11 protein-coding genes are annotated in these 12,650 nt (G+C 59.0%); 6 read left to right on the plus strand and 5 right to left on the minus strand.

Going from position 1 to position 12,650, the window contains the following annotated elements; genetic code table 11:
* The coding region (locus tag DOU50_RS03615; RefSeq protein WP_148768834.1) for a 5-oxoproline transporter, DUF969 family subunit at positions 1-461 on the minus strand (461 nt) is incomplete at its 3' end.
* A 200-nt stretch (positions 462-661) separates the two neighbouring features.
* Between DOU50_RS03615 and DOU50_RS03620 the strand changes: the two genes are divergently transcribed.
* Positions 662-1,207 (plus strand): winged helix DNA-binding protein, encoded by a 546-nt coding sequence (locus DOU50_RS03620; protein WP_024908533.1) that lies wholly within the window; start codon positions 662-664, stop codon positions 1,205-1,207.
* Here the strand turns inward: DOU50_RS03620 and glgX are convergent, their stop codons facing one another.
* From glgX to treZ, 3 genes are read right to left on the minus strand one after another with little or no spacing between them, the layout of a single operon-like run.
* On the minus strand, positions 1,208-3,283 hold the full coding sequence (glgX, locus tag DOU50_RS03625; RefSeq protein WP_148768835.1) for a glycogen debranching protein GlgX: 2,076 nt from the start codon (positions 3,281-3,283) through the stop codon (positions 1,208-1,210).
* Positions 3,284-3,298: 15 nt separating this feature from the next.
* Complete coding sequence (gene treY, locus DOU50_RS03630) at positions 3,299-5,767, minus strand: malto-oligosyltrehalose synthase (protein ID WP_148768836.1); 2,469 nt, start codon at positions 5,765-5,767, stop codon at positions 3,299-3,301.
* Positions 5,764-7,551, minus strand: a complete 1,788-nt coding sequence (gene treZ, locus DOU50_RS03635; protein WP_148768837.1) for a malto-oligosyltrehalose trehalohydrolase — start codon at positions 7,549-7,551, stop codon at positions 5,764-5,766. Before treZ ends, treY begins: the two co-directional genes overlap by 4 nt.
* Before the next feature lie 132 nt (positions 7,552-7,683).
* Here treZ and DOU50_RS03640 point away from each other — a divergent pair, with 132 nt between their 5' ends.
* The 4 genes from DOU50_RS03640 (at position 7,684) to DOU50_RS03655 (ending at position 11,092) form a co-directional block, all read left to right on the plus strand.
* Entirely contained in the window at positions 7,684-8,211 is a 528-nt protein-coding gene (locus DOU50_RS03640; protein WP_024908537.1) for a GNAT family N-acetyltransferase, read from the plus strand.
* An 86-nt stretch (positions 8,212-8,297) separates the two neighbouring features.
* Entirely contained in the window at positions 8,298-9,047 is a 750-nt protein-coding gene (locus DOU50_RS03645; protein WP_416202939.1) for a 5'-nucleotidase, lipoprotein e(P4) family, read from the plus strand.
* Positions 9,048-9,189: 142 nt separating this feature from the next.
* Positions 9,190-10,176 carry an MBL fold metallo-hydrolase gene (locus tag DOU50_RS03650; protein WP_148768839.1) on the plus strand — a complete coding sequence of 329 codons (987 nt, stop codon included), beginning with the start codon at positions 9,190-9,192 and terminating at the stop codon, positions 10,174-10,176.
* A 4-nt stretch (positions 10,177-10,180) separates the two neighbouring features.
* Positions 10,181-11,092: a LysR family transcriptional regulator gene (locus DOU50_RS03655; protein WP_148768840.1), complete on the plus strand. Its 912-nt coding sequence runs from the start codon at positions 10,181-10,183 to the stop codon at positions 11,090-11,092.
* Here DOU50_RS03655 and DOU50_RS03660 read toward each other — a convergent pair.
* Positions 11,083-11,967 carry a LysR substrate-binding domain-containing protein gene (locus tag DOU50_RS03660; RefSeq protein WP_090416892.1) on the minus strand — a complete coding sequence of 295 codons (885 nt, stop codon included), beginning with the start codon at positions 11,965-11,967 and terminating at the stop codon, positions 11,083-11,085. The genes DOU50_RS03655 and DOU50_RS03660 overlap by 10 nt on opposite strands.
* A gap of 113 nt (positions 11,968-12,080) precedes the next feature.
* Here DOU50_RS03660 and DOU50_RS03665 point away from each other — a divergent pair.
* Positions 12,081-12,650: UbiD family decarboxylase (locus tag DOU50_RS03665; RefSeq protein WP_148768841.1), on the plus strand; the 570-nt coding region annotated here is incomplete at its 3' end.

The raw sequence follows: 12,650 nt of genomic DNA on the forward strand, positions 1-12,650 counted from the left end.
TGGGCTTTGATTTTGTCGCGAATGTGCTGCGGCAGCTCGCCATATTCGTTCAGCGCCGCTCCTTCGGCCATCGGCGCCAGCAGCGGGCGCACCGTCTGCGCGTGACCGCCCAGCGACATCAGGCCCAGCGCGGCGGTACCTTCACGGGCGACAAAATAGAGCATCAGAATACGCGCTGAGGTGGCGCTGGCGATCTTCGCCACCCAGGCCTGGGCGCGCTCTTTAAGCCCGTAATATTCCAGCAGACCAATCACCGGCAGGATCAGGATGAAGGTGGCCAGCGATCGGCTATTGACGAATTTCTCGCCGAAGGTCTCCAGCAGCATGCCGAAATCCATCCCGACTAGCAGACCCGTCGCCAGCCCCGCCACCACGACCACCAGCAGCGGGTTGAAGCGCAGTGCAAAACCAATAACCACGATCGGTATCCCGATCAGCGGCAGCAGCGTAGTACCGTCCATAACGTTTACCCTATCGAAAGTGAGCGTTGCGCGCCGACGGCTATTTTTTTAATTTGCGGCGAGCGATGTTGTGTTTTGTTGGCAGGCTTCGCAAAACCTGCGCTAAAAAGCTATATCTGAACCTCAAAAACATGTAAACAAATTATCAATAAAATGTTCTTATTTTATCGATGAGTTTACATTTCTGGCTAAGGAACGTTATGACCTCAGAAAAGAGTGCTTCACCCGATCGCGACGATATCAACGATGGCCGGATCGTCTCTTCCCGCCACCTGGTATCCGAGCGCTGCGCGGAGTTATCAGAGCTGGAATATGCGCTGATCATGACCAGCAACGCGTTTAACAAATGGATGGTGCGCTGCATGACGGCTGCCGGCGAGCCCGATATGGGCGCCTTTGACGTTTCGCTGCTGCATCACGTGAACCACCGCGACCGCAAGAAAAAGCTGGCCGATATCTGCTTCGTCCTCAACGTGGAAGATACCCACGTGGTGACCTATGCCCTGAAAAAGCTGGTCAAAGCAGGCTACGTGACGAGCGAGAAAGCGGGTAAAGAGCTTTTTTTCTCTACCACGGAGGAAGGGAAAGCGCTGTGCATGAAGTATCGGGACGTGCGGGAAGCGTGTCTGATTGCGATCCACGCGGAGAGCGGCATTGCCGGGAAGTCGATTGGCGAGACCGCGCAGCTGTTACGCACGATCTCCTCCCTGTATGACACCGCCGCCCGGGCGGCGGCGTCACTGTAATTAAGGTCGTCGGAACAGCGTTATGCTGCGACCGGCCAGTTCATATTCTACGGTTTCGGTGATCGCTGTCCCGGTGGCAGCATCATCCGCCGTAGACAGCTCCAGCACCCATCCCCCTTCGCCAAACTGCGGGATCTGGAACGGCACGGTGCCTTCAAACGGGTTGAACAGCATCAGCACGTCGTGCCAGATACCGTCCTCCTGCCGCAGATCCGGCCTGCTGATGGAGACCCCAAGCGTCGAGCCTTCATCCCACTGCTCGGCCTGTTGTGGACCGCCTCCGGCATTGAACCAGCGAATCTCCAGCCCGTCGCGCCAGCTCTCACGACGCAGCAGCGGCTGCTGCGCGCGCAGGGCAATCAACCGCCGGGTGAACTCGCGCAGCGCGGCGTCATTTTCGGATAGCCCTTTCCAGTCGATCCATGAGATCTCACTGTCCTGACAGTAGCCGTTATTGTTGCCCTTTTGCGAGCGGCCAAACTCATCCCCGGCCAGCAGCATCGGCGTGCCGTGGGAGAACAGCAGCGTGGTCAGAAAATTACGCTTCTGCCGCTCCCGGGTGGCGATGATGTCCGGATTTTCGGTTGGCCCCTCCTCGCCATAGTTGTAAGAACGGTTATCGTTATGCCCGTCGTTATTGTCCTCGCCGTTGTCGGCGTTATGCTTTTCGTTGTACGACACCAGGTCATTCAGCGTAAAGCCGTCATGGGCGGTGATGAAGTTGACGCTGGACCACGGACGACGGCCGCGCAGATCGTACAGATCGCCGGAGCCGAGCAGCCGCGCGGCAAAGTCCGTGGAGACGTTGTCCCCCTTCCAGTACTCGCGAACGGTGTCGCGGTATTTGTCGTTCCACTCCCCCCAGCCCGGCGGGAATCCGCCCACCTGATAGCCCCCAGGACCGATATCCCAGGGTTCACCAATCAGCTTCAGTCGAGATAAGACCGGATCCTGAGTCATGGCATCGAAGAAACCGCCGCGCGGGTCAAACCCTTCGGGCTCGCGGCCCAGAATCGTCCCCAGATCGAAACGAAAACCGTCAATGTGCATCGACTCCGCCCAGTAGCGCAGGGAGTCCATCACCATCTGCAGCACGCGCGGGTGCGAGGTGTTGACCGTATTTCCCGTCCCGGTGTCGTTGATGTAATACCGGTGCTGGTCCGGGAGCGTGCGGTAATAGCTGTAATTATCAATCCCCTTAAACGACAGCGTCGGGCCAAGCTCGTTCCCTTCCGCCGTGTGGTTGTACACCACGTCCAGAATCACCTCGATGCCCGCGTCATGATAGGCGCGTACCATGTCGCGAAAGCCCTGAATCCCCGCCGGGCCGTAGTAGCGCGACGCCGGAGCAAAGAAGCCCAGCGTGTTATAGCCCCAGAAGTTCTTCAGGCCGCGGTCGAGCAGATGCTGATCGTCCGGGAACCAGTGAACCGGCAGCAGCTCCACCGAGGTAATGCCCAGGCTTTTGATATAATCGACCGAGGCTTTGTGCCCCATCCCTTCAAACGTGCCGCGCAGCTCGGGCGGAATGGCCGGGTTCATCTGGGTAAAGCCCTTCACGTGGCTCTCATAGACAACGGTATGCGGCCAGGGCACGTTCGGCCGGTTGTTGTCCTGCCAGTCAAAGGCGTTCGGGTCGATGACCCTGCATTTCGGCGTAAACGGCGCGCTGTCACGCGTGTCAAAACTGAGGTCGAGTTCATCATGCCCCAGCTCATAGCCGAAATGGGCATCGTTCCAGTCGATATCGCCCACCAGTTCACGGGCGTAGGGGTCGATAAGCAGCTTGTGCGGGTTGAAGCGATGACCGTTTTCCGGGTCGTAGGGGCCGTAGACGCGATAGCCATACAGCGCCCCAGGCTTCAGGTCGGGCACATAGCCGTGCCAGACCTCATGGGTATATTCCGGCAGTTCCAGCCGGGCGATTTCGGTTTTCCCGGACGGGTCAAACAGACAGAGTTCCACCCGCTCAGCGTGAGCGGAGAACAGCGCGAAGTTGACCCCTTTCCCGTCATAATTCGCACCCAACTGCTGGCCATGACCGGCCCGAATTTCAAACGTTGTATCCTTTGCCATTTTCGTTCTCCACGATTATTCGCAGGTAAGCAGAACCAGTACACATCCCTTTTCTGGCGTTAACGCCAGCGTTTCTTGCAGCATGCGGCTTTCGCCGCTGAACAGATCCCGATAGCGCTTCCCGGCCAGTTCGTCGGGTAACGCGACCGTGGTATTGACCCACAGCTGATGATCATCGGTGACGTCAAAAACCAGACGCGGCACGGCAACAATCAGCGCCTCGCCGTCCTTAACGCGCGCATAGACAATCAGGTTATCCTCACGATCGCCGGTGACCTTAAGCGGCAGCCAGTCGCCGTAGCGGAAAAGCGCGTCGTAGTACGGTCGAAGCCGCAGCAGCGTGGCGGTAACGAACTGTTTGACCCTGCCGTCACGCCAGCATATCGGGTTGTCAAACACCCCGGCATCCGCCGCGCTGAGGTGCTGCACCAGGGCCGGAAAGTCCGGCTCCCGTCGGTTATCCGGGTCGACAAGGCTAAAATTAAGCGCCTCGCTGCCCTGATAGATATCCGGGACGCCGGGCGCCGTGAGCTTGATCACCGTCTGGCTGAGGCTGTTCATCAGCCCGGCGCGGATAAAGGGCTGCATCGCCTCGCTGAAATCGTGCAGAAACAGGGTGTTGTCCGGTGAAAGCAGGTGCCGTGCATAGCTCAACACCACGCTCTCATAGCTCTCGTTGCTGTCGATCCAGTCGGTGCGCTGCTTTGCCTCGCGCAGCGCTTTCTCAAGGAAGCCAAGGAAACGTTCTTCCAGTGATTTCAGCCCGTCGGCGTCGTCCGGTGACAGCGTGGCGGGCCAGACGCCCGCCAGCGCCTGGTAGATCATCCAGGTATCGGCGGCGTTCGGCGCGGTACCGTCATTGAGAAAACGCACCTGGGTCTGGTTCATCTGCCGCCAGCGGGCCAGGTTTTCACCCCACCGTTCCGGGGCTTCCGTCAGGGTGTAGAGACGCGCCCGGGCATCTTCCCCGCGCTTGGTATCGTGCGTGGAGGTGCCCAGCAGCGCGTCGGGCTGACGGGCCTGGCGAATACGCATCTCCTGGTGGAAGCGGGATAATGAAAACGCGCGCGGCGTCGGGTCGGCCCCCACTTCATTGAGCGCCAGCTCCAGGTTGTGGCGGAAGAACAGCGTGTCTTCAACGGATTTCGCCATCAGCGGCCCGGTGAGCTGCTGGAAGCGGGTCCTGAACAGCGCGGCGGTGTCGCAGCACGCTTCCGGCAGGTCGCCGGTAAGAATGCGCACGATCAGGCTGAGCGCCGCTTCCGACGTCTCCACGCTGGCAACCACGCGGTTAAGCAGCGCCACGTCCGTCTGGGTTAACCCCTCGCGAGTGCCATAGGTGCGGTAGACCGGAAACGCAATAAGCAGTTCGCGCAGCGCGTGGCGGATTTCCTCGCGCGGCAGCGCAACCTCATTGCGGCGTGCCAGATCCTCAGCAAGGTTCAGCAGCGTGGTGAATTCACCCTCAAAATTACGATCGGCCATCAGGCCTTTGGCATCGCGCAGTTCCGCGTGGCGATCGACCGTGATGCCCAGCGTCTCGTCGTGGATGGTCTCCAGACGCCCCAGGCTATCGTCGTCGACCAGCACTTCCGCCAGCGAGGCGATAAACTCGTAGCCGGTGGTACCAGATACCGGCCAGTCAGCGGGGAGCTGTTCCCCTTTGGCGAGGATCTTTTCGACTGTAATGTAGCAGTCTGGCCCGGTGGCCTGCCGCAGGTGCTGCAGATAGCCCAGCGGATCCGCCAGGCCGTCGACATGGTCAATGCGCAAGCCGTCCACCACGCCCGCGTGGACCAGCTCAAGGATCAGCCGGTGCGTGTCGTCGAAGACCGCATCATCTTCAACCCGAACGCCGACCAGCCCGGTGATCTCAAAGAAGCGCCGCCACGAGAGCTGCTTCGGCGCTTCCCGCCAGGACATCAGCCGCCAGCTTTGCGCGTCGTGCAGTTCAGCGATGCTCTTATCCTCGCTGTACGTACCCGGGTTGAGCGGATACTCGGCGTCATAGTAGACCAGTGCGGCCTTTTTCGTGACAGGGTCACGTTTTAGGGTGAGGGCACCCTTCTCCAGCTCCGCCTCAAAGGTGTCGCCGAGGAACGGCAGCGTAAGCGGGCGCGAGCCGTCGATATCGAAATAGCGAAAATAGCGGCTCTGCTGGCCATATTCAATTACGTCGCGCCACCAGAGGTTTTCCAGCGAGGTAGACATATGGTTCGGGACAATGTCCAGAATCAACCCCATGCCGGCCTGCTTAAGCGCGGCGGCCATGCGGTCAAATCCTTCCCGCCCGCCGATGGCGGGGTCGATTTCATTCGGGTTGGTTACGTCATAGCCGTGGGTGGACCCCGTCGTGGCAGTGAACACGGGCGACGCGTAAAGGTGGCTGATGCCGAGGTCCTTCAGATACGGCACCAGCGCCACAACGCGGTCGAACGTCATGCCGTTACGGAACTGAATTCGGTACGTGGCGGAAGGGATCATAACGATGCTTCTCCATCAGCAAAGCGAACAACAATACCGTTCGGGGGTAAAACGTCGGTGACTTCCGGCGAGGCAAAACGCGTCTCCCCCGCCAGAGCGGGCAGCGCGGCGGGCTTAATGCCGATATTCAGCGCCAGAGATAGCGTCCCCGACGGGAAGCGCCAGCTCACCGCCACCATGCCGGGCGCGGTCTTGAGCACATGGCCCTCAACGGCGCCGCCCGAATGCAGAAGCGGAACGATATAGCGATGGCGCAGCGTCAGCAGATGGCGCGTATAGCGCAGCCACGTCTTGCCCTCGTCGGTGGCGACTTTATGCCAGTCGAGCTTTGAGCGGATAAACGTGTTCACGTCGTTCGGGTCCGGGACGGTTTCATCGTGCCCGGCATGACCGGTAAACTCTTTCGCGCGCCCTTCACGGACCGCGTTAGCCAGTTCGCCGTGAAAGTCAGTGAAGAACAGGAACGGATGCGTTTCCCCAAACTCCTCGCCCATAAACAGCAGCGGGATATGCGGGGAGAGCAGCAGCGCGGCAAGCAGCACCCGCGTCTTGTCGGCACCCGCGAGGGAGATAAGCCGCTCGCCCTGGGCGCGATTGCCGGTCTGATCGTGGTTTTGGATAAAATCGACGAAGAACTGCGGCGGCTGCGTGCGGCACTCCACCCCGCGGGATTTGCCGGTTTGCAGAGACACTTCGCCCTGGTAGACAAAGCCTTCCGCCAGCGCCCGGGCGAACTTTTTCTCCGGCTCAAAGGCAAAGTCCTGGTAGTAGGCGTGCGTCTCTCCGGTGGCAAACACGTGGGCGGCGTTGTGGAAGTCATCGTTCCACTCGCCGGTAAACAGCGGCGCGTTGCCCTGTTCATCGCGCGGATGCAGGAAAATCACGTTGCGGCTGTCTTCCGTGGTCAGGTGAACGTGACGGTGCGGAATGGCCTCGCGGATCCTGGTGGCAATCTCCTCGAGAATATGCGTGTCGGAGCCGTCTTTTATCTGGTCGATGGCATCAAACCGCAGGCCGTCAAGGCGGTATTCCGTTAGCCAGTAGAGCGGCGCGTCGGTCATGTACTGCCTCACCGGCTCGCGCTCGTAGGCGATGCCGTTGCCCCACGGCGTCATCCGCTGTGCATCGAAAAACGCGGGCGACAGCAAAGGCAGATAGTTCCCCTCGGGGCCGAAGTGGTTGAGCACGATATCCAGCACCACCGAAAGCCCCAGCCCGTGCGCGGCGTCGATAAACGCGTGGAAATCCTCCGGCGTACCGTAGGCTGAGTGTGGGGCATACAGCAGCACGCCGTCGTACCCCCAGCCGCGGGAACCGCCAAACTGAGAGACGGGCATCACTTCAAGCTGGGTAATCCCGAGTTCTGCCAGATACGGCAGCTTGTCGATGGCCGCCCGGAAGGTGCCCTCCGGGGTAAAGGTGCCCATGTGCAGTTCGTAAATAACCGTCTCTTCCCACGGACGCCCTGCCCAGTCGCGGTTGACCGGCTGGTAGCGTCGGGGATCGATCACCACCGAGGGGCCGTTAACGTCGCCCTTTTGCGCCCGCGAGGCGGGATCGGGCACCGCCATGCCGTCCTGAAGAACAAACTGATATTCTGCACCGTGCGTGACGCCGGGGACGTCTGCCTGGAACCAGCCGTCGCCCGTTGCCGTCATCGGCACGTCGGCGGTGGCCAGACGTAGCGTAAGTTCTTTCTGTCCTTCTGCCCAGACGCGAAAACGTACAACGTCATCGGAAATAAACTCAGCACCCCACCGCTTTTGAAATGTCCTGAATTCCATTCATTGTCCTCGAATGACCCACATTTTACGCGGAACGAAGTACAAGCTTAGTTCAGGATTAAAAGTGTGTTAGCCCAGCGGATTTAACCGCTTCGTCTATTCTTTATGAAATAACTCACTACCGGGAAAATTATGCAGATTCGAAAAGGATTAAATACGGACCTCGTCCGTCTTGAATGTTGTGACTTTTCTTTCACCATTAGCCACATTGCGCGAGAGCCCTTTATCCATTGTGATTTGCATATCGAAGCCGTCGCCGAGCCCTGGATAAAAACCTACGAGCTCGACATTCAAACCCTTGAAAATCACTGCGTTAATCCGGACGCCATATTTCTTATCGCCGAAACGGATGACGGTGAAATAGCCGGATTTATTACCGCCTCAATTGGCTGGAATAAATTTATCTCAGTGGATTATATCGCCGTTGAGCGTACAAAACGCAGAACCGGCGCCGCACAAAAATTGATGGCCGCCGCCCACGTCTGGGCCCGCAGCGTAAACGCGCCGGGATTACGGCTTGAAACACAAAATGTGAACGTCTCTGCCTGTCTGTTTTACCGTAACTACGGGTTCACCCTGGGCGGATACGATCGTTATCTGTATAACGCCTTGCCGGAAAAAGACGAGGTCGCCCTATTCTGGTATTACATGCTGGTCTAGCGACGCGACCGTCATATTTCTGTCATTGAATTTCATTACGCTTTCGGGATTTTAACCAGGGTGTTGAGGAAAAAAGCGTGAATTCAATGGCTAAGGCATTACTGCTGGCATTACCTGTTATGAGTGCAGCGGCAACCGCGACTGCTGCCGGGCGCGACCTGTGTGAACCGAAAGCGTACGAAATGGCGCTGCGCTATCAGCAGAAATCGGCAGAGATTATGGCCCTTCAGCTGCAAACCTATCGGTTTGCCACCGAGCGTTTCAACGAGAAGTTAAAGGATCTGAAAACGCCCGAAAATTACGCCGTGGTGATAGACCTCGACGAAACGGTGCTGGATAACACCCCTCTGCTGGTGCGCGACGCGGAGCAGTGTCACGACTATACACAATGGGACACCTGGAGCGACTGGGAGAAGCAGGGAAAACCCGGCTTAATCCCGGGGGCGAAAGCGTTTCTTGACCACGTGAATCAAAGCAAGGTCCGGATCTACTACGTCTCGGATCGTATGCAGGAAAATAAAGCCGACACGCTGAAGACGTTAAACGCTCTCGGCCTGCCGCAGGTGTCTGACGAAAGCGTGCTGCTGGATACGGTCAGCAAGGAAGAGCGCCGCCAGAGCATCCTCAAAAAGCAGCAGATCGTGATGCTGTTCGGTGACAGCCTGCCGGACTTCGCCGTGCAGTTTAAAAACAAAAAGCCGAGCGAGCAGCAGCGTGAGCTGGTTGAAGCCAGCGCCGAACATTTCGGCAACGACTGGATTGTGCTGCCTAATGCCGCTTATGGCGCCTGGTCCAAAGCCACGCTCGATAGCTGGAACGCACCGCTGAAAAAATAAGGTCTTACGGGCTGGAAAAGGCATTGCCCGCCTTCCCGGCCCTTCGGTTGGCTATCCATCCCGTTTATAGGTCCTATCATTTCTGGGCAGGTTCTTATAATTTTACGGAGCAGTAAGATGAGCACTTTCAAAGGAGACTCGTATGCTTACCGTGAAAAAACTTGCTCTTTCCACGCTGATTTGCAGTTCACTGCTTTTCTACCCTGCGCTCCAGGCTTCGGCAGAGACGCCCCAGCACGTCGTTAAACAACCGGCGGGCGGATACAGCGTTCAGGTTGGGGACGTTCTGGTCACCTCGTTTACCGACGGGACCGTCGCGCAGGATCTGCACAAGCTGCTGCGCCGGACTACGCCGCAAAACATTGATGCGCTGCTCGCGAAAAATTTCCAGACCAACCCGCCAGAGGTGTCCATCAACGCGTTCCTGATTGCGATGCCCGGACATAAAATTCTGGTGGATACCGGCTCAGGCCAGCTCTTTGGTCCTGATACCGGCGGACGTCTAGTTGAAAGCCTCGCCACGCAGGGGATAAAACCCGAGGACATCACTGAAGTCCTGCTGACTCACGCTCACTCCGATCATGCCGGTGGCCTGGTGAAAGATGGCAAGGTGGTGTTCAGCAACGCGCGCGTTTTCGTTGGCAAACCGGATATCGACTTTTTCTTTAACGACGACAATCAGAAGAAAACCGGCTACGGCAAGAACTACTTTGACGTCGCGCAGAAGACCTTGAAGCCCTATATTGACGCGGGGAAAGTGGTGCCGTTTAGCGGTACATCGGAGATTCTCCCGGGTCTGACCGGCACGGTTCATCCCGGCCATACGCCGGGTTCAGCCTTCTACACGCTAACGAGTAAAGGCGAGAAAATCACCTTTGTCGGCGACATCATTCATGCCGCGGCGGTTCAGTTCCCGCAGCCTGCGGTGACCATCACCTACGATGAAGATCAGAACAAAGCGGCAAGCGTACGCGAGCATGCGTTCGCTGACTTTCTGAAAAACAAGGACCTGGTTGCCGCCCCGCACCTGCCTTTCCCGGGCATCGGCTATGTGACGAAAGGCGAGAAAGGCGGTTATGCCTGGGTCCCAGTCACCTATACCAACCGGGACGCCAGCGGCGCGAAATAGAGCGATGACGCGGATATCTGACATGGACATAGCCCTGCTCCTGACGCTGGACGCCCTGCTTCAGGACAGGAACATCACCCATGCGGCCGCTCGGCTGGGCATCAGCCAGCCCGCGCTGTCTGCCCGTCTCGCGCGTCTGCGCTCGCTGTTTGGCGAACCGCTGTTCATTCCCTCCCCGCATGGACGCGGGGTATTACCCACGCCGCGAGCGGAAGCGCTCAAGCCGCAGGTGGCGAACGTACTGCGCGGCATCAGCGCGATGTTTGCCCCCACGGCATTTGATGCGCAAACCAGCAGCCGGACCTTTGTTATCGCGCTGCATGAGAACCCGGCGCTGATGCTCGGTACCGGACTGCTTAACCAGGTGGGAACCGACGCCCCCGGCATCCGCCTGCGCTTCGCCCTGCCGGAGATGGCTGACCTGCCGCAGCAGCTGGAAAACGGGGATGTGGACATCTACATCGGCGTGAGCGCGGGCGCTCATGACGGCTGGGTGAGGCGCAAACTCCTCGACGACGCGTTTGTCACCGCCCAGCGTAAAGGCCATCCGCGCGGAACAGGTCCGTTAGATCTGGAAAGCTACTGCGCGCTTTCCCATCTGGTGGTGTCGTCGGCGGGAGATCCCTTTACCGGCTTTATCGACCAAACCCTTGCCGGGCTGGGCTATCAGCGACACGTCGCCATGTCCACCCAGAGCTACGCCATGGCGCCACCGCTGGTTGCCGGTACCGACCTGGTCTGTACCCTGCCGGAACGGATGCTGCGACAGTTCGCCAGCACGCTGGATATTTTCCCACCGCCGCTGCCGCTCCAGCCAATTACCATCAACATGTACTGGCACCCGAAAAACAGCCAGGATCCGGCAAATGCCTGGCTGCGTGAAAAGCTGCTGCGGGCCGCCGGACGTCAGGTGTGATCGAGGGTAACCAGAAACTTTTTAAGCACTTCTGAGCGAATAATCCGGTGGCAAACCAGGGTGAGTTCGCTCTCCCGCAGCCGGTCGAGAATGTCCACGTAAACCACATTCTCGACGCTCACCGCCTTTGCCGACGCGGGCAACAGCGCCAGCCCAAACCCTGCCGAAACCAGGCTTATCACCGTAGGCACGTCGGTCGCGTTTTGCACTACGTCCGGCTGAAAGCCCGCCCCGCTGCAGGCGTCATAGAAATACTGTTCCAGCCCCATTCCCTCCGGGTCGCGCAGGGAGATCCATTTTTCGTCTTTCACCGACGAAAGCGTCAGTGCGGCGGACCCGGCCAGCGGATGCTGACGATACAGCGCCAGCACCGTTTTCTCCGAGGTGAACGGACGACTTTGCAGATCGTCCGGCAGCGACGGCAGCGGCGCGCGGATGATGGCCACATCGAGCTGATTGCTCTGCACGGCGGCATAGAGCGTCTGCACGTTTCCCGTCATCAGCGACATGGTAATGGCCGGCCAGCGGCTGTGCATCTGGCGAAGCGCGGCGGGCAGCCTGCCGTCGAACATCGCGCTCGACACGCATCCGAGGTTTAACACCCCCTGCTCGCCCCGTGCCGTTTGTCTGGCGTCCAGCACCGCCTGCTCGGTGAGGGAGATGGCGAGCCTGGCTTTTACCAGGAATGCTTCGCCCGCGGGCGTCAGGGTTAAGCGGCGATTCGCACGGCTGAAAAGCGTGACGCCTAAACGCTCTTCCAGGGCCTTTATCTGCTGGCTCAGCGCCGGTTGCGCCATGTTCAGACGCTCGGCGGCCCGGTGCATGTGGAGCTCTTCGGCCACGACGATGAAGTGGCGCATCTGACGAAACTGCACGAGACGCCTCCTTATATTGATATTAATTTACTTATCAATTTAACATTAATGATGCAATTGATGCTATTGGCCATTGCCATAAAAATGGAGGTATTCAACCGAGGGAGGAAAATATGGAAAACAAGATTAACGATCTCCGCAGCGCCATCGCCTTACTGCAGCGCCACGAAGGGCACTATCTTGAAACCGATCGTCCGGTCGATCCCAACGCGGAGCTGGCGGGTGTCTATCGCCATATCGGCGCAGGCGGCACGGTCAAACGCCCAACCCGCACGGGCCCGGCCATGATGTTCAACAGCATTAAGGGCTATCCGCACTCCCGCATTCTGGTGGGCATGCACGCCAGCCGCGAGCGCGCGGCGCTTCTGTTAGGCTGCGAGCCCTCTGAACTGGCAAAACACGTCGGCCAGGCGGTGAAAAAGCCGGTTGCGCCGGTTGTCGTTCCGGCCTCTCAGGCCCCCTGCCAGGAGCAGGTCTTCTACGCTGACGATCCTGACTTCGACCTGCGCAGGCTGCTTCCGGCTCCGACCAACACGCCGATTGATGCTGGCCCGTTCTTCTGTCTGGGGCTGGTGCTGGCGAGCGATCCGGAAGACAGCTCGCTGACGGATGTCACCATTCACCGCCTCTGCGTGCAGGAGCGCGACGAGCTTTCCATGTTCCTTGCCGCCGGGCGCCACATC

Source organism: Enterobacter sp. C6 (genome assembly GCF_008122455.1).
GTDB classification, from domain to species: Bacteria; Pseudomonadota; Gammaproteobacteria; order Enterobacterales; family Enterobacteriaceae; genus Enterobacter; species Enterobacter pseudoroggenkampii.